The organism is Chryseobacterium sp. A321, from assembly GCF_054489265.1.
In genome coordinates, this window is sequence record NZ_JBTMWZ010000001.1 from 2,110,533 (window position 1) to 2,133,742 (window position 23,210).

Genomic DNA, 23,210 nt, shown 5'->3' on the forward strand with positions numbered 1-23,210 from the left:
CTCTTTATTATTACCTTTGAACTAAAATTGACGAGATTTTGAACTCAAACACTCCTTTAGCCGAACAATTAAGACCCAAAACCTTAGAACAAGTTCTTGGGCAGACGCATCTCACAGGGCCTTCGGGGCCCATTCGACGAATGATCGAAAACGATACGCTGAGCTCCCTCCTTTTTTGGGGCCCTCCTGGAACTGGCAAAACAACGCTAGCAGAAATCATAGCGGAGCATTCAAACCGTAAATTTTTTAAACTTTCTGCTGTTTCGAGTGGAGTTAAGGAGGTTAGAGAAGTTATTGAAGAGGCAAAAAAACAAAATCTTTTTTCGGGAAAGTCTCCCCTACTCTTTATTGACGAAATTCACCGTTTTAACAAGTCCCAGCAAGATTCGCTTTTGCATGCGGTGGAAAAAGGATGGATTGTACTGATTGGAGCCACGACGGAAAACCCAAGTTTTGAGGTGGTTCCAGCCCTGCTCTCAAGATCGCAAGTTTACGTCCTTAAATCTCTCTCGCACGAAGATCTCGAGGAATTACTGGGAATTGCCTTGAAGGCTTATAACGAATCGAATGAATCGGATTTTTCTGTGGAAAATGCGCAGGCCTTTATTCAGTATTCCGGAGGAGATGCACGTAAATTAATCAATTCCATTGAACTTGTATTAAACCAATATCTAGGGACTTCCCACACGGAGATATCCAACGAAGATGTCCTAGGTACGTTACAACAGACCATGGCTCTTTATGACAAGAATGGGGAACAGCATTACGATATCATCTCCGCTTTTATTAAATCCATTCGAGGATCGGATCCCAATGCCGCTGTTTACTGGCTTGCCAGAATGTTAGAGGGAGGCGAGGATATTAAATTCATCGCGCGCCGTATGCTCATCTTGGCGGCTGAGGACATTGGTCTTGCCAATCCTCAGGCCCTCACTCTAGCCAATACATGCTTTCAAGCGATCAATGTGATTGGAAATCCGGAATCCAGAATCATTCTAAGTGAAACCGCAGTGTACCTAGCCGTTTCTCCGAAATCAAATTCAACCTACAAAGCCATTGGAGAGGCTTTAGCACTTGTGAAAAGAACGGGGAATCTTCCTGTGCCGCTGCATTTGCGAAATGCACCTACGAAACTAATGAAAGAAATGGATTATGGCAAGGAGTATCAATATGCCCATTCACATAGTGGAAACTTCGTGGAACTCGAGTTCTTACCGGAATCGCTTTCAGGCACAAAGCTCTATGAGCCGGGCTCCAATTCAACAGAAAAGAAAATTAAGGAGGAACTTTCAAAAAAATGGAAAGACAAGTATTAAATTATCCCTCAATTAAGTATTCCTTGTAATGTCCTAGAAAATTCACTTGGATGTTTAAACTTTCAAGTTCTTGCACCGCATTAAGAGCTTGGGCAGAATTCCACTCACCCACTATGTTTATAAAGAAAAAATAAGATCCGAGCTTCTTTTTAAGAGTACGACTTTCAATTTTAGAAAGATTCATTTTGCGCCAAGCAAATACGGACAAAGCTTGATGAAGTCCTCCTGCGTGATCCTCTGGCAGTGTAAGAATAAGAGAAGACTTCTGTTCGGCTGCCTCCAGTGGTAAATCTAAGGTGTGGTTTTGCTTACTGATCACAATGAATTTCGTATGATTCTGTTCAAAATCATGAATGTCACGACGAATAATTTGCAAACCGTACATTTCCGCAGCCGTCGTATTGGCAATCGCCGCAAAGTTTTTCTCAGGATGTTCACTAATGTATTTTGCGGCGCCTGAGGTCGAATGGTAGTCCATGCGAGGGACCGCTTTGAAATCTGTATCCAACGAATGGAAGCACTGAGCTAAGGCCTGAGGATGCGAGACAATCGCTTGAACCTCCTGACTTTGCGGATGAACCATTAAGTGATGTGAAATAGGCAGTACAGCCTCCGCTTCAATAAAGATCCCATCAAAGTCATAAAGATAGTCTAGTGTCATGGACACCGTTCCCTCGATGGAGTTTTCAAGCGGAACAACCGCCTTGTCGAGCTCTCCCTTTTGGACCGCTAGAAAACAATCTCGGATGCTGCTTTGCGGAGATAGGGTATTTTCCGGAAACAATTCTTGAGCTACTAGACTTGTAAATGAGGCGATCGGGCCTAAATAAGCGATGGTCATTCGAACGAAAATATAAAATTTAGTTTGTTAATCTAGTTTTTCCAGTAGCCACGGTTGCACGGGAAGTCGGAGAAGCGATGAGGATTTGCCTGATTCTCCAAGTGTAAGGGCTAGGTAGGGATTTTGTTTCGTTCCTTTTACCTCTATCTCCTTAATTGCAGATGGATAGATCTTCAAATGATTGTGAAATAGCTGCGTTCCATCAAGGTAGATGGGACCCTCAGCTCGCAAGTCGTACATTTGGTTTAACGTACTTAATTCCACGGGATGTTCCACTTCCCTAATTTTTTTAAGCGTGATAGAAATCAAAGAACGATCTAAATGGTTCGTTAATCCCTTCAGCTCAGAGGGTAAGGAGGAAGGGGTTTTATAGATCGCTACCGATTCAATATTCTCTACCTCCACTTCTTTTGCCCCACTATGCGCCAAGTTTCCATCCACTAGGAAGATGGGTTCTAACTTAGGGTCTACTGAAGAGTCTCCTTCTTGAGCGCTCGCAAGTGCGAAGAAAGCCAAAAAAGCGATACTGAGCAGTCCGTTTGTTATTCGATTCATTTTATTTTCTTTTTTGGGGTTCTGTTTATTCACTTTTAAAAATCTCGGAACGTGGGGAAATCCCACTCGAATTAAAAGCTTCAATCTGAAAATAGTAGCTGTCGGTACGGTCGGCGCCGGTAAAAAAATACTCATTCTTCCCGTACACCATTATACTACCGTAGAGCTTATCGGGATCTTTTCCAAAATAGATTACATAGCCATCCGCAAGCGGGTTTTGTTGCCATTTCATCCAAATGCTTCGTCGTTCTCCAAATTTTTTTGGGTCGGCACGAAGGGGCACAAAATTTTGCACCTTGCCAGGAGCCTCACCAGGCCCTTTACCAAAGACTCGCAGTCCGCTCAAAGCAAATTTCCCCGTGGGCATTTTTAAATTCTCAATTTTTATATAGCGAGCCTTGACGCTTTGGGCTAGTTCAACATAATCGTGGGGTACATCGGTTTTATTCTTGCTTTTATCTACGATTCGTTTCCAGGATTTCCCGTCGGTGGATCCAAAGATTTGGTATTGATGAAACTTCCCAAGGGTTTTCCCCATGAACTCAACATCTTGATCCGCATAATTAATTTGAATCGCATTCACGCTTGAAATCTCTCCTAAATCGGTCTCCAACCACTCCCCTTTGTTTCCTGTTTTTGCACTCCAATAGGTTTTGATGTCCTCGTCCACCGAATAATTCGCATGATACCCTCCAAGAGTAGAGGACACCCGCACCGGCTTATTGTAATTGAGAAGCATCCAGCCTGTAAAAAGTCCTTTGCTAAAATCTTTTCCTTTTGCATATTCGGGAAGGTAGGTAGGGTAATCCCCGTACGCAGTAATGCTATACATGACATCGTCTTTGTCAAAGCCTGCAGGCCAAATTCCTAGTCGCCTTTCAAAATTGTTTTTCGTCGAAATAAAAATAGTGGAAATGTGCCAATAGTTTTCGTTCTTGTCTTGAAACGTGGATCCATGACCCGCCCCTCTAGCAAAGCCTCCCGGTTTGTACGAAAAGGGATTGTGTTTCTGATATTCATATCCCTCTAACGGGTTTTTGGACACATAAACTCCGTCTGCATATCCGCTAAATTCAGTCGCGGGAGCGCCATACTGCATATAGTACTTCCCATTATGCTTTGTCACCCAGGCTCCTTCAATAAACGGTTTCAAAAAGACATTGTCGTTGTATTCTCCAAACCGTTCCCATCCGTGGTCCTCAGGGTTGAGTTTCACAATCGGTTTTACATACCCTTCACTCTGCAGAGTTTTCATGTTCACTTCGGTGCCCAGTAGAGGCCACTCGTTACTGGAACCCCAGTAAAGAAAAAGCTTGTTGGTATCCTCATCGTAGTGGAAGGCCGGATCCCATGCTCCTACTTTTAAGGTATCGACTGCAATCTCCCACTCGTCTTTGGTGGGATTCGTGGACTTCCAAATCGGGAAATCCGATTCCCATGTCGATCCGTATACGTATAGCGTATCTTTCATGACCCATGCGGCAGGCGCATTTAAATCATGAATATATTTATCGTCTCTTAAGAATTTTCGGGAGACAAATTCCCAATTCAGCATATTGTCACTATGCCAATACCCTTCTTGGTTGGTCGAAAAAAGAAAAAGTCGATCTTTAAAGTTGACAATCACAGGATCGGCTGTTGCCCGATGCTTCCCCTGTTTAGAAAAAACCTCAAAAGGCGTGTATCCATAGTCTATATTGATAGGATTCGCATAGGTCTTTTGCTGAGCATTACCAAGAATAGAAATCATTAGAAGGACTCCCCCTATAAAAAGATGGGTTTTGCTGGTAGTGAATTTCATAGTATCGAACGCATTGTTTACTCAAATGTATCAATTTTATAGGCAGCTATAAAATTTTTCACCCAAAAAGACGGGAATATCTAGAATTTGCGAGCGAGTCCCACGCAGCACACACCCGAAAACACAACTCGAATTTTTACCTCTATAGTGAAACGAACCCAATGAAAATCAGTAAGGATCCTTGAAGAATTTGTATATTTGCGCAACCAATAAATTTATAAGTAAAAATGAAATTTTTTATTGACACAGCGAATCTAGAGCAAATTAAAGAAGCGCAAGATCTTGGAATTTTAGACGGGGTGACTACCAATCCTTCTCTAATGGCAAAAGAAGGCATTAGTGGCAAGCAGGCCATTAACGAGCATTACAAAACCATTTGTGAAATCGTGGACGGGGATATCTCCGCTGAAGTTCTTTCCACCACCTATGAAGAAATGATTAAGGAAGGTGAAGAACTTGCAAAAATCCATCCCAATATCGTGGTGAAAATTCCAATGATTAAAGACGGAGTAAAAGCTCTAAAATACTTTTCTGACCGAGGAATCAAAACGAATTGCACTTTAATTTTCTCTGCAGGACAAGCACTTTTAGCTGCGAAGGCGGGAGCAAACTACGTCTCCCCTTTTCTTGGTAGACTAGACGACATTTCCATGGACGGGTTAAACCTAATTGATGAAATTCGTACGATCTATGACAATTTCGGATTCAAAACGGAAATCTTAGCCGCTTCCATCCGTCACTCCATGCACATCATCGATTGTGCAAAATTAGGTGCCGACGTAATTACCTCACCTTTAGGCCCGATTTTAAGTCTCTTAAATCACCCTTTAACGGACAAAGGACTTGCGCAATTCATTGAAGATTCAAAGAAAATGGCATAATTAGAAAGCCGTAGAATAGTAAAAGAAGCTGTCCAGAATCAATTTTTGTGACAGCTTTTTTTTACCGTTCTGCTCCCTTGCTAAATTTCTAGAAAAATGAGTACTTTTACGCCTGCGTTTTAGAACTGGAATTAACCCTTCCCTCGAAAATGGAAAAGGTCTATTCTCTAAAAACCCCTTCAAAAAATGAAGTTCAAATAGACTGCACAATGAAACTTGTCAAATCACCACTAGAAGACTGCTTTATTATCGAACCCACCCTCTTCGAAGACGAACGAGGCTATTTCTATGAAAAATACAACCAGTCTCGCTTTGAGCAGCTCACAGGAATGAAGGGCCATTTTGTGCAAGACAACGTTTCTAAATCCACCTATGGGGTCGTGAGAGGAATCCATTGGCAAAAAGAAAAACATGCCCAAGCCAAGCTCGTTTCCTGTTTAGAAGGAGTCGTTTGGGACGTGGCAGTAGACCTACGAAAAGACTCTGCCACATTCGGCAAATGGTATGGAGTGGAACTCTCCGAAAAAAACAAACTTCAATTTTACATTCCTAGAGGATTTGGGCATGGATTTTCCGTGTTAAGTGACTCGGCCGTTTTCGCCTATAAGTGCGATAATTATTACAATAAAGAATCGGAAGGCGGCTTACTTTGGAACGACCCAACTCTTGAAATTGACTGGAGAGTTCCTACAGAAAAGGTGATCATTTCCCAAAAAGATGAGCAACTCCCACTCTTTTCAAGTACTGAATTTTAAGTGTATTATTTTCCTTTCACAAGTACCCTCGCGGTCAAAGATCGTAGCTAAGACTTAAGACTCACTAAGTCTCGTGAGTTTTGCTAAATATTGGTAATGCTCATCTTCAAACAAGAATTCAGTGTTCCATCCTAAGGAAAGTGCTCTTTTTTTAAGCGCTGAAAAATCAATGTAAAGCCAGTGGAACCAAGGGGTGATTTCCTTGCCGTATTGGTAGGCACATTCTACCTGTCCATAATAAAAGGAGGGCTTACGAGTATAAGCATACATATAGTCGATATCGGAAGAGTCAAAAACAATTTGCCCACCGGGTCTTAGAAGGGATTCTGCCTTTTGCAAAAACTTATCAAATCCTTCGAGCGATCCACAAAGTCCGATCCCGTTCATAAGAAGAAGTAGCGTATCGTATTTTTGTGCAGAATACTCAAATACATCTTCACAGATAACCGTCTTTACGCCTCGCTGAGTCATCACGTCACATGAAGAAGGAGATATTTCTAAAGCATGCACCGTGCAACCTCTCGTTTGCAATTCCAGGGCGTGGGATCCAGCTCCCGCTCCAATTTCAAGGACTTCTCCCTTCACCTGCTCTAACGCTTTTAGTTCCAGTTCAGGCATCGCCCTTACCCCTCTGAAATACATGGAAATGGGCATTTCCACACGAGGTCCAAAACGATCGTGAACATAAAGTCGAGTCTTCTTATTGCCTTGAAAATAATCTAAAATGGCACGTCCAGGTAAATCTATCATGAGTAAAGGATCAAAAGCAAAGAAGAGGATCATAAAAATGATCCTCTTCTCGTAGTAGCGGGAACACGACTCGAACGTGCGACCTCCGGGTTATGAGCCCGACGAGCTACCTACTGCTCTATCCCGCGATGTATCTTAATGCCTAAAAGGCCTTTGTAGCGGGGACACGACTCGAACGTGCGACCTCCGGGTTATGAGCCCGACGAGCTACCTACTGCTCTACCCCGCGATATTGGATTGCAAATATACGAAATTAACCCAATACTGCAAAGACAAAATTAACATTCAAAGAGTGCGCAGATTTTAATACCTTTGTTGTATGGCAAAAATACTTAAGATTTACCCCGACAATCCACAAGAAAACTTACTTACAGAAGTAGTTAACACTTTGAAAAAGGGAGGGTTAATTATATATCCCTCGGATACGATCTATGCTCTAGGGTGTGACATCAACAATTTAAAAGCCATGGAGAAATTGGCACAGATTAAGAAAATTAAGTTAGAAAAATCTCAATTTTCGATTATCTGCAACGACTTAAGCCACCTTTCGCATTTCACAAGACCTATTGACACCTCGGTTTTCAGAATCTTAAAGAACAATGTACCCGGCCCCTTCACCTTCATTTTAGAAGCAAACAAAAGTTTACCACTTGCGTACAAAGGAAAAAAAACGATTGGGATTAGGGTACCGGATCATATAGTACCTCAAATGCTAGTAGAGAAACTAGGCCACCCCATTGCTTCGACCTCTATTCGAGACGAAGATGAAATTTTAGAATATTCCACAGACCCCGAATTAATAGCAGAAAAATACGACCATCTGGTGGATCTCGTTATCGATTCTGGATACGGAGACAACATTGCCTCCACCATCGTGGATCTCACCTCTGGTGAACCGGAAATTATAAGAGAAGGCAAGGGTCAACTCGCTTAATTTCAAGTAAATTTAATTAATTGTCAGAAATTCTCGATCTATTATGAAGCTAATAACCTCCCCTGCTAAACTTATGAACCTTGAGCAGGTGGGCGGGTTTTCAAGAACCTCCACACCCAAATTTATTCAAGAGGCTACCCTTATTCAATCCCATTTAAAAGAGAAATCTCCGAAATTTTTATCGGAATTAATGGAAATCTCTTCCAATTTGGCCCATGATAATTGGGAGCGCAATCAAAGATGGAATTCTTCACCGAATTCCAAACAAAGTGCCCCCGCTCTCTTTGCCTTTGCAGGCGAAGTGTATAGAGGTCTCGATGCACAGTCGCTAGACGATGAGTCCTTACAGTACTTAAACAAGAACTATCGCATTCTTTCGGGTTTATATGGACTTTTAAAACCGTCCGACCGCATCATGCTCTACCGTCTTGAAATGGGAAGACCTTTTCAATTTGATAATTACGAGAATCTTTATCAGTTTTGGCGCGAAAAACTGACTCAGGAACTAAATAAGCAGCTCCATTCACGAGATGTGATTCTAAACCTGGCGAGCAAAGAATACTTTAAAGCCTTAAACCTTAAAGAACTTAAAGCTCCTGTAATCGATTTTGAATTCTATGAACTTAAATCGGGCAAACCTAAAACGATTGTCGTGTATACAAAACACGCGCGCGGTTTGATGGTCCGCTACTGTGCTCAGAACCAAGTTAAGAAGCTAAACGAAGTGCAAGCTTTTAACCTGGAAGGCTATCGCTTTGATACGGAACTTTCCACGTCCTCCAAATTTGTATTTACGCGTTAGCCCTTGGTATTATGACAGTAGGCGACCTTAAACAGGAATTTCACTTTGAACTTCAAAGGCTTTATGACAAGTCGCAAATTGAGGAGCTATTTAAAATCATGGCCTATGAGGTTCTTGAATTGAATTCAATAGCGCTTCGAAGTTCTTTATTGATGGAAATCCAGGTTTCCGATACCGAATCCTTCCGAGAGATTCTAAAAGAACTCAAAACGGGTAGACCCTACCAACAAATCCTTGGAAAAACCGATTTTTATCGACTTGAATTTAAAGTGAACGACCAAGTTCTCATTCCGCGACCTGAAACCGAGGAACTTATCGAACTTGCCCTTTTTGAATTAAAAAGTACCTCCCTTGGAAAAACGGAATTCTCACTACTTGACATTGGCACAGGATCAGGGGTAATTCCCATCGTACTTAGTAAAAATTTTCCTTTAGCCAAGGTGCATGCACTGGACATCTCCAAAGGTGCACTAGAGGTCGCAAAAGAAAATTCGCAGAGGCACAAAACAGAAATCAACTTCCTACTTAAAGACATTCTCTCAGAAGATTTAGAGCAAAGTTTTGATGTGATTTTTTCCAATCCACCCTACATAGGAATCGAGGAGCAAAATGAAATTGACCACAGTGTAAAAGATTTTGAACCGACCATCGCGCTGTTTTCTCCTACCAGTGATCCACTTATATTCTATAAACGGATCGCTAGTCTTGTTAATCGGTATTTAAATGCCGGTGGTTATCTCTTTCTTGAGATCAACCAAAAGCTAGGTAACCAAACCTTAGAACTTTACCAATCCCTCCTTTCGGAAGTAAAATTAATCCAAGATCTTTCTGGAAACGACCGGTTCATTATCGGTAAAAAATAAGGGTTCTTTCTCTGTTACATCTTCTTTTTTCGTACAAAAATTTCGAAGCACAGATACAGCAGTGGAATGGCCATGATTAGCAAATAGCGCCAATTGGTTAGTGCCAATTGGGGCATCAGCATGACGGAATAGATGAGTCCTAAAAAGGCACCCCCAAGGTGGGCAGCGTGTCCAATGTTATCGTTTGCCTTCGGATTTAGCATCATATAAACGGAGTAGGAAAAATACAGAAGACCAAAGATATACCCTGGAATAGGAATCGGTATAAAAAAGAAATAAATACCAATTTGCGGATAAACCGCAATGGCGGCAAACAAGATTCCAGAGACTCCCCCACTCGCGCCAATTGCGGAGTACCATCCTTGATGTTGGTAAAGGTAGAGTGAAAACAAATTCCCTAGAAGGATTGAGCCAAAATAAACCACGATAAGCCCCATCTCTCCGAATGCTTGGGCCACGATTGGACCAAAAAAGTAGAGCGTAAGCATATTGAAAAAGAAATGCATCCAGTCTGCATGTAAAAAACCTGCAGAAAGAAGCCGAATGTATTCTTTTCTCTGTACTATGGCAGAAACATTGAATTTGTATTTTTCAAAGATTTGTCCATTTGTAAACCCCATGTAACTCACTAGGGCGGTGATTGCAATAATCCCAATTAACACTACGCTCATAAATTATTTCATTTAGGCCCTTCGGCCATTTTGTAAAGGTCCCGAAAAAGCAGGGTCTTAGTCTTCAAAAAGAGATCCAATCGTTCCTTCTTCTAGCGATTGGTCCTCAGAGCCAGAATGCAGATCACTCTCAGGCTCCTCTACGATCATTTCAGGCTCTTCAGGCTCTGGAGGAAATTCAAGATCAATGCTTTTTATTCTGTTTTTAGTTAATTGATTACCAATGGCCTTTATTCCTTTTATGGAAATAAACGCATCGACTTCTATCGTTTCAACTTCTCTTTCCTTGCCCTTTTCTTGCGCAAACTTAAGGGTTGCCGTGGCTCCAGAACCGGTGAATACATGTTCAATAAAAGACTTAGGATGTTCCGATGGCATAAATTGCTGAACACCGGCCACATTATCAAAGAGGAATCGCTTGATATAATAGATCTGCTTTTCGCCGTCAAAGTAGATACAGCTGATGGCTTGCGAAGGATTCCATTTTTCTAGCACTAGATATTCGTCATCAAATCGATTCATCAAATCAAAAGAAACCAGCCTTGCTTCGCCTTGGGCATTAATGGTTAAAATCTTGTCTTCTCCTTTGAAATTCCCAAGAAACTCTCCTCGATGATCGACATTAAGTCGTCTCACGGTTGGATCAAACCAAATCTTCCTTGGGGCAAGAGTAGAGACTCCCTCCTCTTTCATTTCCACTTTTTTCACCATGTATTTCGTAACCAAATTCCCTTTTGCATTACGTCCCTTAATGGCCAGTTCGGAAAAATCAATATCGATTTTGTTCTTGCGTATTCTTGCATTTGGCTTTAACACCACGCTTACAGTTTCCGCCTCTCCATTTGGATTCGCTGAAAAATAAAGCAGCTCTGAGCCTTTTTCATCGGAGGCCAGTGGGTAATCCGTATTTCGAGTGACCGCAGTGACTGCAAAACGCTTCATGAAATAAGGTCCTAACTTCCCTTGTCGGTAAATCGTATTGTACACCGTTCTTTGGTCATTCTTCTTCCAAATTCCGACATGTAAAATATCGCGTCCTACAAACGTTTTCGCCTCTACTTTCATCACCTTCATCGTCCCGTCTTTGCGAAAGACAATAATATCATCAATGTCAGAACAGTCAAATAAGTACTCGTCTTTTCGAAGGGAAGTTCCAATGAAGCCCTCCTCTCGGTTTACGTAAAACTTCTCATTGGCCACGGCTACTTTGGTTGCATCGATGGTATCAAATACGCGGATTTCCGTTTGACGTACACGGTCCTTTCCGTATTTTTTCTGAATCCCTAGGTAGTAATCAATCGCATAAGGAATCAGATTCTCCAAGTTAAATTTGCACTTCTCGATCCGCTCCTCAAGAGAAGCAATGGTTTCTTTAAATTTATCTAAGTCAAATCGGGAAATGCGTTTAATTCGAATCTCTGTTAGCTTTAAAATATCCTCTTGGCTCACGGCTCTTAGTAGATGCTTCGTGTGAGGTTTAAGTCCCATATCAATGGTCTGAAGAACTTCTTCCCAAGAATTCACCTCTTCAATATCGTGGTAAATTCGATTCTCAATAAAAATCCGTTCAAGAGAAGCAAAATGCCAACTTTCTTGAAGTTCATGCAGTTCAATTTCAAGTTCTCTTTTCAACAAAGAAACCGTATGGTCCGTGTTTCGGCGAAGAATTTCAGAAACGTTTAGGAACATCGGTTTGTCCCCTACAATCACGCAGGCATTCGGCGAGATCGAAACTTGGCAATCCGTAAATGCATAAAGCGCGTCAATGGTCTTATCTGGAGACACATCGCTATGGAGATGAATTAGGATTTCTACTTTATCTGATGTGTTATCCTCAATCTTCTTAATCTTGATTTTCCCACGCTCTGTGGCCTTGACAATACTGTCTATTAAATCACTCGTGTTCTTCGAATAAGGAAGCTCAGTAATGGAAAGAATGTTTTTTTCTTTGTGGACGATCCGAGCTCTTGCTCTCACCTTGCCCCCTCTCTCTCCATCATTATATTCAGAAACATCGAGCATTCCCCCCGTGATGAAGTCAGGAAACACTTGAAACGATTTTCCTTTCAAATAGGAAATGGAAGCTTGGATTAATTCGTTAAAATTATGAGGTAATATTTTAGTGGATAGTCCTACACCTATCCCTTCTACTCCTTGTACTAAAAGCAGTGGAAACTTTACGGGAAGGTCGATCGGTTCGTTATTTCTACCGTCATAGGATTTTGCCCAATGCGTGGTTTTCGGATTAAAAACCACTTCAAGAGCAAAAGGCGTAAGTCTAGCTTCAATATACCTAGCCGCTGCAGCGGAGTCTCCTGTGAAGATGTTCCCCCAGTTCCCTTGGGTATCAATAAGCAAATCTTTTTGCCCAATTTGAACCATGGCATCGGTGATGGAAGCATCCCCGTGAGGGTGGTACTTCATGGTATTGCCGACAATGTTGGCTACCTTGTTGTAACGACCATCCTCTAATTCTCGCATGGAGTGCATAATACGTCTTTGAACGGGTTTAAACCCATCAAAAACGGAGGGTATGGCCCGGTCCAAAATCACATAGGATGCGTAATCCAAAAACCAATCTTTGTAAAGACCGGAAACTTTCTTTAGGCTTTCTCCTTCGTTTAACTGTTCTTCTGTCATTCGTTTTTATGCTTCGTTAAAGCAACTTATGTCTGATTATTTTGTTCTTTTTTCACTTCACTTACAGTGCTCTATACGACGACCTCATCTTCCAATTGCTCTTTCTTTTCAATGTCAGGATCCTCCACTACCAGGTTCGCAAGAATAAAATTTTGACGATCAGGTGTGTTTTTCCCCATGTAAAATTCAAGCAATTGCTCAATGGTTTGGTCTTTGCCTAGCACCACAGGCTCAAGTCGGATATCCTTCCCAATAAAGTGTTTAAACTCATCAGGGGAAATCTCTCCTAGACCTTTAAATCGAGTGATCTCTGGATTTTTACCCAGCTCGTTAAGCGCTTTTATTCTTTCCTGGTCGGAGTAACAATAGCGAGTTTCCTTTCGATTTCTTACCCTAAACAAAGGAGTCTGTAAGATATACAAATGTCCATTTCGGATAAGATCGGGAAAGAATTGAAGAAAAAAGGTAATCATTAGCAATCGAATATGCATTCCGTCCACATCAGCATCGGTTGAAATGATCACTTGATTGTAGCGTAAATCTTCTAGGGAGTCTTCAATGTTAAGAGCGGCTTGGAGTAAATTGAACTCTTCATTCTCATACACGACACGCTTGGTAAGTCCGTAGGAGTTCAAAGGCTTTCCACGAAGGGAAAATACAGCCTGAGTTTCCACATCCCTAGATTTCGTAATGGACCCGGAAGCGGAATCCCCTTCCGTGATGAAAATCTGGCTTTCTGCCTTGCGAACCGCCTTTTGATCGTTGTAATGCTGACGACAGTCTCTTAATTTCTTATTGTGCAAAGAAACTTTCTTCGCTCTTTCTCTTGCTAATTTTTGAATCCCTGAGAGTTCCTTTCTCTCTCTTTCTGACACCAAAATTTTCCTTTGGACCGCTTCCGCAGTCTCCTGGTTTTGGTGCAAATAATTGTCAAGTGCCTTTTTTAGAAAATTATTCAAAAAGCTTCGAACCGATTCCTTCCCTGGTTCCATGTCATTGGAACCTAACTTGGTTTTGGTTTGAGATTCGAATACAGGCTCAATGACTTTAATGGAAACCGCAGCGATAATCGATTTTCGAATATCAGCCGCTTCGTAATTTTTATTCAAAAACTCACGAATCGTTTTTACATAGGCTTCTTTAAATGCATTTAAGTGGGTTCCCCCTTGGGTTGTATTTTGTCCGTTGACAAAAGAAAAATAAGTTTCTGATTGCGATTTATCGCTATGCGTAATCGCGATCTCAACATCTTCCTCTTTCAGGTGAATGATGGGGTATAAAATCTCCCCTTCGATTTCTTCTTGTAGTAAATCCTTTAATCCATTTTCAGAATAAAAAGTCTCCCCATTAAATATAATTTTTAGTCCTGGATTTAAATAAACATAGTTCCGAAGCATGCGCTCGATGTACTCCTTCCGGAATTTGAAATTTGGAAATATCTCATGGTCAGGTACAAATGAAATTTCAGTTCCAGCACGTTCGGCACTAGGCTCAATAGGCAAATCATGCGTAATGGTTCCTTTCGAAAAAGTAGCTTCTTTTACCTGAGCATCCCGAATCGACCGTACGCGGAAAAAATCAGACAAGGCATTCACCGCCTTGGTTCCTACACCATTTAGACCTACCGATTTTTTGAAAGCTTTGGAGTCGTATTTCCCTCCTGTATTCATTTTGGAAACTGCATCCACTACTTTTCCAAGTGGAATTCCACGACCGTAATCTCGAATTAAAGCTTTTCCTTCGTCAATCTTGATTTCAATTCTTTTACCCGATTTCATGACAAACTCATCAATCGAGTTGTCAATAATTTCTTTGAGAAGAATGTAGATACCATCGTCCGCAGAAGAACCGTCTCCTAATTTCCCAATGTACATACCGGGTCTCTGGCGAATATGCTCCTGCCATTCCAGTGTACGGATGTTGTCTTCGGTATATTGAACTTGGTTGTTTTCTATCATAGTTATTGAATCTATTCACCAGCAGCCGAAAAAGGCAAAAACCTTCTACTAGCCACTAACTTCCAAAAATAATGAATTGAAAACGAAATTTAAAATATTGTGGAAAAGTTTTGTGAAATTGCTCTAATCTATAGCAAAAAAGATGCAATTTCGCTCCTTTTCACCCCCTGCTCTTCGAGCGGACATGAAAAGCTCACGACATGACTCGATGAACCTGGACTCAAGACACTTCGAACGTGGAGCCAATTGTTTGTGGCAAAAATTGCTCACGCTGCTAAATCCCTCTTTTGATCTGCTAAACGACACACAATTCGCTAGATTTGCTCCAAAGAGGAATCTTCTTCTTGCTCCCCGCAGACCAAAACGGAATCCGAAGTGAGAAAAGATGGCTCGTCTTTTTGGATTCTATAGATCTTATACAAGATAAATGGAATGGATAGAAGCCAAGGTCCGAAAACAAGCCCCATGGCACCAAAAAGCTGAAGCCCTAGCAAAACACCAAAGACGGTAATTAGAGGATGTATGTCCGCCATTTTCTTCAAAAGTGTAAAACGAAGAACGTTATCAATTCCCCCTACAAAAATGAAACAATACAGAGCCAATAGGAGTCCCTGTTGAAGGTCTCCGGTCGCAATTTGGTATACACTAACCGGAACCCAAATAAGCATCGTTCCCACCACAGGTATCACAGAGGCAATCGCCGTCAAAAGTCCCCAAAACACCGGCTGCGGCACATCAAACAGGCTGAAACCTAGGACTGCAATCACCCCCTGACTAAATGCGAGAATTGGAACACCATACGCATTAGAGCGAATAAGGGCTAAATTCTCTTTCACAAAATAGTCTTTGCCTACAGGCGAAAACGGAAGTGCTTCTTTTAAACCCCGTTCCATCGAGCGATTGCTCGAAAGCATAAAGTAGAGAATAAATAGAGCAACAAATATATTGGCGAAAAACTGTCCCACCCAATTAAGAGTCGAAGGAATATACCCAAGCACTTTGTTAACGATTGCAAGAATTTGATCTTGACTAATTGAAAAATCGAAGCGTTGGATAAACTCATTCGATTCAATATAGGCAAGTACCGGATCAAAGCTTTGGATCATTTTCTGCGGATGCTGAACAATCTCGTTTATTTTGGGAATCAATAACTCAAGCATTAGCCAAACGGGAACACCAAAACACACCACGATAAGCAAAAGCATCACCCAAATTGCAAATTCTTTAGGCCAATGGTATTTTTCAATCCATTTGAGAAAAATACCTCGACACACTACGTACAGCGCAATGGATCCTAAAAGTCCCGTTACAAAATACTTTAATTCAAAAAGGATAAAGCACAGTAGCAATGCCGAGCCAATCACTAATGCTTTTTGAATGGTTCTCTCTTTAAAAATAAGATTCATCGACCTGAAAATTTTATCAAATTTACTCCAAATAAAAATGAATTCGATTCTTCATTCGAATTCATTTCACTTTAATCAAAAGATTATCTCTAGCGCATGACCCATTTTTCAAAGGCATCCATAAAGGAATGCAAAAACTTCTTCGTACCCTCGACCATCGTACCATCTTTTTCAAATAATTCGCTGGCCTTGCCTATATAGGCTTCCGGTTGCTGCATCATATAAACGTCTAAAAATACCATCGATTGCCTAAGAACATGGTTTGCCCCAAAGGCACCTAGCGCACTAAGGGTAACACTTACCACAGCTCCAGGCTTACCAGCCCATGCATTTTTTCCATAAGGTCGTGAAGCTACATCAAGTGCATTCTTCAGGGCGCTTGGGACAGATCGATTGTACTCAGGCGTAAAGAATAGATAGCCTTCTGCGTCTTTAATTTTTTTCCTAAAATCGACCCAAGCTTTGGGTGGTTCACTTTTGTCTAAATCCTCATTGTAGTGAACAAGATCCCCAATTTCAATGAGTTCCAATTCTAGATTCTCAGAAGCAAGCTCCATGGCCTGCATCGCAACTTTGCGATTAAAACTATCTTTTCTCAAACTCCCGACCAAGACTGCAATTTTTTTTGCCATAAAATATTTATTTAGTGAGTAAATCTTCTACGAAATCAATCTTGTGACTAAGCGCAGAAATTGCATTAAAGATAGTTTCATTTTTTAAAATAAAAGATAAAACTAAAAATATAGAAAGAAAATTGAGTTTGGATATAAAAAAAAGGCCACCCACTTGTTCGTAGATAGCCTTGTCTATTCTTTCTTGTGATGCTCGTTAATTACACATTAAATCTAAAATGCATAATATCTCCGTCTTTCACAATGTATTCTTTTCCTTCTACGCCCATCTTTCCAGCTTCTTTCACTTTGGCTTCCGAACCGTAATTTAGAAAATCTTCATATTTAATTACCTCGGCACGGATAAAACCCTTTTCAAAGTCTGTATGGATAACACCCGCGGCTTGTGGCGCGGTCCATCCCTTTCCAATGGTCCAAGCTCTTACTTCTTTCACACCTGCCGTAAAATAAGTCTGCAGTTGAAGTAGTTCATAAGCTTTACGAATCAGACGGTTAACTCCAGGTTCGGTTAATCCTAACTCCTCTAAAAACATTTGTCTTTCTTCAAAGGTATCTAGTTCATTAATATCCGCCTCTATCTGCGCTGCTAAAACAACAACCTCCGCATTTTCCTGCTCAGCCATCGCTTCGATTTTTGCAATCCATTCGTTCCCATTCTTAATGGAATTCTCATCGACATTACAAACATAAAGCACGGGCTTTTTCGTAAGCAATTGTACTTCGTCAATAATAGGCTGCGTTAAATCATTTGTCACAAACTCTCTTGCATTGCGTCCACTTTCCAAAAACTCTTGAAGTTCTTTTAGAGTTTCATAAACAAGAATATCTTCCTTCTTTCCTGACTTAATGAATTTCTTCGCTTTATCGACTGATTTTGAGATTGTCTCAATGTCTTTTAGTTGAAGTTCAATGTCTATAATATCTTTGTCTCTTAGTGGATCTACAGAACCTTCCACGTGAATAATATTTCCATTGTCAAAGCATCGAAGAACATGCAAGATGGCTTCACACTCTCTAATATTGGCTAGAAACTGATTTCCCAGACCTTCTCCTTTGCTCGCTCCTTTTACAAGTCCTGCAATGTCCACAATTTCTACAACTGCAGGCAAGACTCGTTCTGGATTCACAAGCTTTTCAAGCTCTACAAGTCGAGTATCCGGTACGGAAACGGTTCCTAAATTAGGTTCGATTGTACAGAAAGGATAATTAGCACTTTGTGCCTTGGCATTGCTCAAACAGTTAAAAAGGGTTGACTTGCCCACATTGGGAAGTCCTACGATACCACATTTCATATTCTTAGTGTGTAATAGCGAGCTTGGCTCCTAACCAAAGCTCAGGTTTATAAAATACTAAAGTGCGCAAAGATACGATTTTTAAGCACAAAAAAAGCTTCAGTTTCCTGAAGCTTTCTTATAAGTTACTAGTGAATTACCAGTCTCTTCTTCTGTCTCCTCCACCTCTGTTGTAGCCACCGCCACCACCGAAGCCTCTTGGCTTTTGCTCTTTTGGTCTAGCTTCTGAGATGTTAAGTACTTTTTCTTTGAATTCTCTCTGGTTAAGTTCCTCGATAGCCTTCAACGCTTCTTCGTTTTCTGGCATTTCAACGAATCCAAATCCACGGCTTCTTCCCGTTTCTCTGTCCATGATAATCTTTGCAGAGTCCACTGTTCCGTAGTTTTCGAAAAGTGATTGTAACTCAGACTCAACTGTGTTGTAGTTAAGATTTGAAATAAAAATGTTCATAATAAAAAAAATAAATAGTGTTGATTAATTAAGTGGAAACCAACAAACGGACGTATGAACATTGATTGAATTTCTCATTAAATAATTTGCTGCAAGATACAATTAAAATTCAATTGATGAAATTTTATTTTAATTTATTAATTACCTGCTACTCAGTACATTTGAAGAACATAAGGGGAGAGATTACCCAATCGATCGACCGATTTAAGAGCAACAGCGTGTAATTTTTCGCCAGAACGATTCAAATCAAGCACTTTTACTTTTGTATCCATTTCTAGAATTTCATACTCCCAATCTTTACCATATTGAGTATAAAGAACCCATTGGGAAACGGATTCCCCCGGATTTGTATTCCAACTCAGCTTTACGCTTACACCTCCATTGAGAGTACTTTCAATTAAGGGCCTCGAAAGTTTATCCGAAGGGATCCATGGCGAGACAGGAACCAACGCAGGTTGTCGATAGGCACTTTGAATCACAGAATACATTTCTCCATTCTTTAATAGGCCATCCACACTGTAATGAATTTCTCCCGCATCCTTCCCCATGATTTGACGTATGGTACTCATCTGCCCTCGAATCTCAGTCGGTTTGTCGTCCACTCCTTTGATTCCAATGGTATTGAGTCCTGGCCACAAATGCCTGTTTTGGGTATTCTCAGCCTCCCACCAACTAAGTAGCGCACTAAAGCGCTGGGGACCTTCTTCTTTCCAATACAGTTGAGGGGAGAAATAATCAACCCACCCTTGGTTTAACCATAGTTTTGCATCCGCATAAAGTTCGTCGTATTGACTTGTTCCACTAATGCCCGCAGGATATCCTGGTTTCCAAATTCCAAAAGGGCTGATGCCAAATTTAACCCAAGCTTTTTCTTCCTTTATCTCGTGATAAATCCTTTTAATAAATTTATTTACATTCGCACGTCTCCAATCCGGTTTGCTTAAAGACCCTCCCGACTCAAGATAGGAAGCGTATAGTTTTTGATCTGGAAAATCTCTTCCACCATTGTATTCTCTATACGGATAGAAATAATCGTCTATATGAACCGCATCTAGGTCGTACCTTTCCACTAAATCCCGAATCACTTTGGCCGTATGGTCTTGTACGGTGGGATCTGAAGGATCCATCCAGTACATGCCATTGCGAAGTCGATACGTGACTTTATTCATGGTGCTAGCAATGCTCTTAGAATTTAATTTCCCACCCGTTGTATGATGAGCTCGGTAAGGGTTAAGCCAAACATGCAGCTCCATTCCTCGTTTGTGTGACTCTTCTATCCAAAACTCTAAAGGATCGTAATAAGGACTTGGGGCCTTCCCAATCTCTCCGGTAAGAAAATAGGACCAAGGTTCAAGATCACTCTGATAAAATGCATCGGCTGAAGGTCGAGCTTGAAAAACCACCGCATTGAAATTCGCTTCCTTTAAACGATCTAGAATTTCAAGAGCTTCTGTCTTTTGCTGCGCTACCGATAGATTGTTTTTGGACGGCCAATTAATATTTGCCACCGTGGCAATCCAGGCCGCTCTAAACTCTCGCTTCACTTCCGGCAGCACCACTTGCGGAACTTTCTTTGGTTTAGGCTCTTGCGGCTTTATTTCTTTTTTTACAATTTCTTTTTTTACAGGAGGTTGTTTGGGGTCTTTTTGAGTCGCACAGCCTATTAGGAAAAAAGCGCTTACAACTACAAAAAACCACAATTTAGGGGAGAAATTCTTCATGAGGCAAAAATAATAGAAAAACGGACTTCTGTGTGTATTTTAACACACTTTAAACATTTGGGGTCAAAAGGTCTGGGGATCGTGCTCATTCTTACCCATAGACAAAAAAAGAATCGTCCCGAAATTTCATTCGGGACGATTTCTATTTATGATATAGAGTAGCTTTCTTATTTCGCCATTCTATCGTTTCTTTTTCTTTCTTCTTCAGAAAGTACTTTCTTTCTCATACGAATGAAATTCGGTGTCACTTCAATCGCTTCGTCAGATTGGATATACTCCATACATTCCTCTAAGGAGAGTAGAATTTTTGGGGCAATATTTCCGTCTTTGTCTTTTCCTGAAGCACGCATGTTGTTCAACTGCTTCCCTTCTACAATATTCACTACAAGATCACCGGGTTTGTTTTGTTCCCCCACGATCATTCCCATGTACACTTCTTCACCTGGATCCACAAAGAAACGTCCACGGTCTTGAAGTTTTTCAATTGAATACGCAGTACAAGGTCCTTGATTTTTGGAAACAAGCACTCCGTTTCCTCTCCCTGCAATCGCTCCTTTGAATGGTTTATATTCTGCAAAACGGTGAGCCATGATCGCTTCCCCTGCAGTAGCGGTAAGCATTTGTGATCTTAATCCGATTAATCCTCTAGAAGGGATTTCGAATTCTAAGTGTTGCATCTCACCTTTCGTCTCCATAATATGAAGATCTCCTTTACGTTGAGTGGCAAGGTCAATCACACGGCTTGCATATTCTTCTGGAACGTCAACCACCATACTTTCATAAGGCTCGCATTTCACTCCGTCAATTTCTTTTAGAATTACTTGAGGCTGACCAATGGTCATCTCATATCCTTCACGTCTCATCGTTTCGATAAGCACGGAAAGGTGTAAAATACCTCTACCAAAGACAAGGAATGTATTCGCATCGTCAGTCTGTTGAACTTTTAAGGCAAGGTTTTTCTCAAGCTCTTTTTCCAATCTTTCTTTAAGGTGGTTGGATGTTACATACTTCCCGTCTTTCCCGAAGAAAGGGGAATTGTTGATAGAGAACGTCATGTTTAGAGTCGGCTCATCGATCGTCAACCTAGCCAATGGCTCTGGGTTTTCAAGATCTACGAACGTATCTCCAATTTGGAAAGCATCAAAACCAACAATTGCGCAGATATCTCCTGCATATACTTCGGATACTTTCTTCTTTCCTAGACCTTCAAAAACATAAAGTTCCTTTACCTTTCCTTTGATTATTTTGCCGCCTTCTTGCGCAAGACCAATCCACATGCCTTCTTTGATGACTCCTCTTGCAATCTTACCAATGGCGATACGCCCTAAGAAAGAAGAAAAGTCAAGTGAAGTTACTTGCATTTGCACACTACCTTCCTCTGTTTTTGGCTCCGGTACATACTGAAGGATTCCATCAAGTAGGGGAAGAATTGTATCTCCTGGCGTAAGACTGGTGTTAAACCATCCTTGTTTTGAAGAACCGTAAAAGGTTGGAAAATCTAACTGCTCCTCCGTCGCTCCTAAATTGAAGAACAAATCGAATACATTGTCGTGAACTTCTTCAGGACGACAATTGTCTTTATCCACTTTATTAATAACCACAATCGGTTTTAGTCCAAGTTCTAATGCCTTTTGAAGTACAAAACGAGTTTGGGGCATGGGCCCTTCAAATGCGTCTACCAAAAGAACCACACCGTCTGCCATTTTAAGTACTCTTTCTACCTCTCCACCAAAATCGGCGTGACCAGGGGTATCAATTACATTGATCTTTGTGTCTTTGTAAGTAACAGAAATGTTTTTAGAAAGAATCGTGATTCCACGCTCCCTTTCCAAATCATTGTTATCCATGATTAGCTCACCAGACTCTTGGTTTTCCCTAAATACACTGGTCGCATGGATGATCTTATCAACCAGAGTAGTTTTACCGTGGTCAACGTGTGCGATAATCGCAATATTTCTAATGTTTTGCATATTCATTTTTTGACGCCACAAAAGTAAGGAATCTTAATCAATTTGATAAAAAAAACTTAAAAAAATAATTTTTCCTTAATATTAAAATCTTAACCTTAAGGTTTCAGAACAAAAATCTTCGAAAACATAACTATTTTTCAGCCTTTCCGAATATCGAGGCAATAGTTTCCAAACTGCTATGGGTAGGCATTGTATGCAAAAAGACCAGAATTAAAATCTAGTCCTTGCATTTTTTTATTGAACTTCTGACTTTTTTTTCAGAAACTTCATATTAATATACTCCCAAACCATCGGAAGTAGTGAGAGTCCAATAATCCCAAAGATCACCACCTCAAAGTTTTGTTGTACAAAAGGAATGTTCCCGAAAAAGTACCCCATCAGCGTTAGTCCGACCACCCAAACAAAGCCACCGATTATATTATACCGAATAAATGTAGAATAATGCATAGATCCAATACCGGCCACAAAGGGAGCAAAGGTTCTTACAATGGGAACAAACCGCGCAATAATAATCGTTTTAGGTCCGTTCTTCTCATAAAACTCTTGCGTTTGTTCAATGTATTTAGGATTTACCACGGGTTTTCCTTTTACTTTCCAATTAAGCATCTTAAGACCCAATTTTTCACCTAGTAAATAATTGCAGGTATCGCCAAGAATGGCGGCGACGAGTAAAATAAAAAGTACGAGCCATAAGTTCAAACTTGCAGTTTCCCCTGTAGCGCCGATTACACCTGCACAAAAAGTACCGGCTGCAAACAACAAAGAATCCCCTGGCAAAAAGGGCATCACAACAAGGCCCGTCTCCACAAAAATGATAAGGAATAAAATAAGATAAATCCAGACCCCATACTCAATAATCATAGTGAAGAGATGCTGGTCTAAATTTAGAAAGAAGTCTAAAACCGTTTGTATAAATTCCATAGCCTTGTTATTACAAGTGCAAAAATACTGATTCGTTTGCCTATCTTGCT

Annotated in this window: 20 protein-coding genes and 2 tRNA genes; 6 read left to right on the plus strand and 16 right to left on the minus strand. The window is 40.8% G+C overall.

The genetic code is table 11. The annotated features are described in order from the left end of the window. Nucleotides 1-38 precede the first annotated feature (38 nt). A complete protein-coding gene (locus ACX3PZ_RS09875) occupies nt 39-1,316 on the plus strand; it encodes a replication-associated recombination protein A (protein WP_459112678.1) in 1,278 nt (425 codons plus the stop codon). 1 nt (nt 1,317) lies between these two features. Here the strand turns inward: ACX3PZ_RS09875 and pheA are convergent, their stop codons facing one another. Genes pheA through ACX3PZ_RS09890 form a run of 3 tightly spaced genes read right to left on the minus strand, consistent with a single transcriptional unit; the run spans nt 1,318 to nt 4,513 of the window. Beyond that, entirely contained in the window at nt 1,318-2,157 is an 840-nt protein-coding gene (gene pheA / locus ACX3PZ_RS09880) for a prephenate dehydratase (RefSeq protein WP_459112679.1), read from the minus strand. A 27-nt stretch (nt 2,158-2,184) separates the two neighbouring features. After that, nucleotides 2,185-2,712 (minus strand): hypothetical protein, encoded by a 528-nt coding sequence (locus tag ACX3PZ_RS09885; protein WP_459112680.1) that lies wholly within the window; start codon nt 2,710-2,712, stop codon nt 2,185-2,187. A 25-nt stretch (nt 2,713-2,737) separates the two neighbouring features. Continuing rightward, on the minus strand, nt 2,738-4,513 hold the full coding sequence (locus ACX3PZ_RS09890) for a discoidin domain-containing protein (protein WP_459112681.1): 1,776 nt from the start codon (nt 4,511-4,513) through the stop codon (nt 2,738-2,740). Between the two features lie 227 nt (nt 4,514-4,740). On the opposite strand from ACX3PZ_RS09890, the gene fsa reads away from it, so the two are divergent. Together fsa and rfbC are read left to right on the plus strand one after the other, a co-directional pair. Continuing rightward, entirely contained in the window at nt 4,741-5,394 is a 654-nt protein-coding gene (gene fsa, locus ACX3PZ_RS09895) for a fructose-6-phosphate aldolase (protein WP_459084262.1), read from the plus strand. Nucleotides 5,395-5,603: 209 nt separating this feature from the next. Beyond that, on the plus strand, nt 5,604-6,149 hold the full coding sequence (gene rfbC, locus ACX3PZ_RS09900) for a dTDP-4-dehydrorhamnose 3,5-epimerase (RefSeq protein WP_459084263.1): 546 nt from the start codon (nt 5,604-5,606) through the stop codon (nt 6,147-6,149). A 54-nt stretch (nt 6,150-6,203) separates the two neighbouring features. Here the strand turns inward: rfbC and ACX3PZ_RS09905 are convergent, their stop codons facing one another. The 3 genes from ACX3PZ_RS09905 to ACX3PZ_RS09915 all read right to left on the minus strand — a co-directional run bounded on the left by ACX3PZ_RS09905 (nt 6,204) and on the right by ACX3PZ_RS09915 (nt 7,128). Beyond that, nucleotides 6,204-6,899, minus strand: coding sequence for a class I SAM-dependent methyltransferase (locus tag ACX3PZ_RS09905; protein WP_459112682.1), 696 nt, complete (start codon nt 6,897-6,899; stop codon nt 6,204-6,206). Nucleotides 6,900-6,954: 55 nt separating this feature from the next. Continuing rightward, a tRNA-Met gene (locus ACX3PZ_RS09910) sits at nt 6,955-7,027 on the minus strand. Between the two features lie 28 nt (nt 7,028-7,055). Next, a tRNA-Met gene (locus tag ACX3PZ_RS09915) sits at nt 7,056-7,128 on the minus strand. Nucleotides 7,129-7,218: 90 nt separating this feature from the next. Between ACX3PZ_RS09915 and ACX3PZ_RS09920 the strand changes: the two genes are divergently transcribed. Genes ACX3PZ_RS09920 through prmC form a run of 3 tightly spaced genes read left to right on the plus strand, consistent with a single transcriptional unit; the run spans nt 7,219 to nt 9,498 of the window. Further along, nucleotides 7,219-7,833, plus strand: a complete 615-nt coding sequence (locus ACX3PZ_RS09920) for an L-threonylcarbamoyladenylate synthase (protein WP_459112683.1) — start codon at nt 7,219-7,221, stop codon at nt 7,831-7,833. Nucleotides 7,834-7,876: 43 nt separating this feature from the next. After that, nucleotides 7,877-8,635, plus strand: coding sequence for a peroxide stress protein YaaA (yaaA, locus tag ACX3PZ_RS09925; protein ID WP_459112684.1), 759 nt, complete (start codon nt 7,877-7,879; stop codon nt 8,633-8,635). An 11-nt stretch (nt 8,636-8,646) separates the two neighbouring features. Further along, nucleotides 8,647-9,498 carry a peptide chain release factor N(5)-glutamine methyltransferase gene (gene prmC, locus ACX3PZ_RS09930; protein ID WP_459084267.1) on the plus strand — a complete coding sequence of 284 codons (852 nt, stop codon included), beginning with the start codon at nt 8,647-8,649 and terminating at the stop codon, nt 9,496-9,498. 14 nt (nt 9,499-9,512) lie between these two features. Here prmC and ACX3PZ_RS09935 read toward each other — a convergent pair whose 3' ends face one another. From ACX3PZ_RS09935 to ACX3PZ_RS09980, 10 genes are all read right to left on the minus strand, one after another. After that, nucleotides 9,513-10,169, minus strand: a complete 657-nt coding sequence (locus ACX3PZ_RS09935; RefSeq protein ID WP_459084268.1) for a rhomboid family intramembrane serine protease — start codon at nt 10,167-10,169, stop codon at nt 9,513-9,515. Between the two features lie 57 nt (nt 10,170-10,226). Beyond that, nucleotides 10,227-12,809: a DNA gyrase/topoisomerase IV subunit A gene (locus ACX3PZ_RS09940; RefSeq protein WP_459084269.1), complete on the minus strand. Its 2,583-nt coding sequence runs from the start codon at nt 12,807-12,809 to the stop codon at nt 10,227-10,229. Between the two features lie 71 nt (nt 12,810-12,880). Beyond that, entirely contained in the window at nt 12,881-14,767 is a 1,887-nt protein-coding gene (locus ACX3PZ_RS09945; protein WP_459084270.1) for a DNA topoisomerase IV subunit B, read from the minus strand. Between the two features lie 314 nt (nt 14,768-15,081). After that, nucleotides 15,082-16,173 (minus strand): AI-2E family transporter, encoded by a 1,092-nt coding sequence (locus ACX3PZ_RS09950; protein ID WP_459112685.1) that lies wholly within the window; start codon nt 16,171-16,173, stop codon nt 15,082-15,084. 89 nt (nt 16,174-16,262) lie between these two features. Next, on the minus strand, nt 16,263-16,805 hold the full coding sequence (locus ACX3PZ_RS09955; RefSeq protein ID WP_459112686.1) for an NADPH-dependent FMN reductase: 543 nt from the start codon (nt 16,803-16,805) through the stop codon (nt 16,263-16,265). A 200-nt stretch (nt 16,806-17,005) separates the two neighbouring features. Further along, entirely contained in the window at nt 17,006-18,097 is a 1,092-nt protein-coding gene (gene ychF / locus ACX3PZ_RS09960) for a redox-regulated ATPase YchF (protein WP_459112687.1), read from the minus strand. A gap of 136 nt (nt 18,098-18,233) precedes the next feature. After that, nucleotides 18,234-18,548, minus strand: a complete 315-nt coding sequence (locus tag ACX3PZ_RS09965) for an RNA recognition motif domain-containing protein (protein WP_459084274.1) — start codon at nt 18,546-18,548, stop codon at nt 18,234-18,236. Between the two features lie 152 nt (nt 18,549-18,700). Beyond that, nucleotides 18,701-20,269, minus strand: coding sequence for a glycoside hydrolase family 10 protein (locus tag ACX3PZ_RS09970; protein ID WP_459112688.1), 1,569 nt, complete (start codon nt 20,267-20,269; stop codon nt 18,701-18,703). A gap of 167 nt (nt 20,270-20,436) precedes the next feature. Next, complete coding sequence (gene typA / locus ACX3PZ_RS09975) at nt 20,437-22,239, minus strand: translational GTPase TypA (protein ID WP_459112689.1); 1,803 nt, start codon at nt 22,237-22,239, stop codon at nt 20,437-20,439. A gap of 234 nt (nt 22,240-22,473) precedes the next feature. Continuing rightward, on the minus strand, nt 22,474-23,160 hold the full coding sequence (locus ACX3PZ_RS09980; protein WP_459084277.1) for a DedA family protein: 687 nt from the start codon (nt 23,158-23,160) through the stop codon (nt 22,474-22,476). Nucleotides 23,161-23,210: the final 50 nt, after the last annotated feature.

Excerpts from the sequence above, each read along its gene's own strand:
- ACX3PZ_RS09935 (WP_459084268.1), bottom strand. The coding sequence starts at position 10,169 with ATGAGCGTAGTGTTAATTGGGATTATTGCAATCACCGCCCTAGTGAGT.
- ACX3PZ_RS09885 (WP_459112680.1), bottom strand. The coding sequence starts at position 2,712 with ATGAATCGAATAACAAACGGACTGCTCAGTATCGCTTTTTTGGCTTTC.
- prmC (WP_459084267.1), top strand. The coding sequence starts at position 8,647 with ATGACAGTAGGCGACCTTAAACAGGAATTTCACTTTGAACTTCAAAGG.
- ACX3PZ_RS09940 (WP_459084269.1), bottom strand. The coding sequence starts at position 12,809 with ATGACAGAAGAACAGTTAAACGAAGGAGAAAGCCTAAAGAAAGTTTCC.
- ychF (WP_459112687.1), bottom strand. The coding sequence starts at position 18,097 with ATGAAATGTGGTATCGTAGGACTTCCCAATGTGGGCAAGTCAACCCTT.
- yaaA (WP_459112684.1), top strand. The coding sequence starts at position 7,877 with ATGAAGCTAATAACCTCCCCTGCTAAACTTATGAACCTTGAGCAGGTG.
- rfbC (WP_459084263.1), top strand. The coding sequence starts at position 5,604 with ATGAAACTTGTCAAATCACCACTAGAAGACTGCTTTATTATCGAACCC.
- ACX3PZ_RS09905 (WP_459112682.1), bottom strand. The coding sequence starts at position 6,899 with ATGATAGATTTACCTGGACGTGCCATTTTAGATTATTTTCAAGGCAAT.
- ACX3PZ_RS09950 (WP_459112685.1), bottom strand. The coding sequence starts at position 16,173 with ATGAATCTTATTTTTAAAGAGAGAACCATTCAAAAAGCATTAGTGATT.
- ACX3PZ_RS09945 (WP_459084270.1), bottom strand. The coding sequence starts at position 14,767 with ATGATAGAAAACAACCAAGTTCAATATACCGAAGACAACATCCGTACA.
- typA (WP_459112689.1), bottom strand. The coding sequence starts at position 22,239 with ATGCAAAACATTAGAAATATTGCGATTATCGCACACGTTGACCACGGT.
- ACX3PZ_RS09955 (WP_459112686.1), bottom strand. The coding sequence starts at position 16,805 with ATGGCAAAAAAAATTGCAGTCTTGGTCGGGAGTTTGAGAAAAGATAGT.
- ACX3PZ_RS09965 (WP_459084274.1), bottom strand. The coding sequence starts at position 18,548 with ATGAACATTTTTATTTCAAATCTTAACTACAACACAGTTGAGTCTGAG.
- ACX3PZ_RS09970 (WP_459112688.1), bottom strand. The coding sequence starts at position 20,269 with ATGAAGAATTTCTCCCCTAAATTGTGGTTTTTTGTAGTTGTAAGCGCT.
- pheA (WP_459112679.1), bottom strand. The coding sequence starts at position 2,157 with ATGACCATCGCTTATTTAGGCCCGATCGCCTCATTTACAAGTCTAGTA.
- ACX3PZ_RS09890 (WP_459112681.1), bottom strand. The coding sequence starts at position 4,513 with ATGAAATTCACTACCAGCAAAACCCATCTTTTTATAGGGGGAGTCCTT.
- ACX3PZ_RS09920 (WP_459112683.1), top strand. The coding sequence starts at position 7,219 with ATGGCAAAAATACTTAAGATTTACCCCGACAATCCACAAGAAAACTTA.
- fsa (WP_459084262.1), top strand. The coding sequence starts at position 4,741 with ATGAAATTTTTTATTGACACAGCGAATCTAGAGCAAATTAAAGAAGCG.
- ACX3PZ_RS09980 (WP_459084277.1), bottom strand. The coding sequence starts at position 23,160 with ATGGAATTTATACAAACGGTTTTAGACTTCTTTCTAAATTTAGACCAG.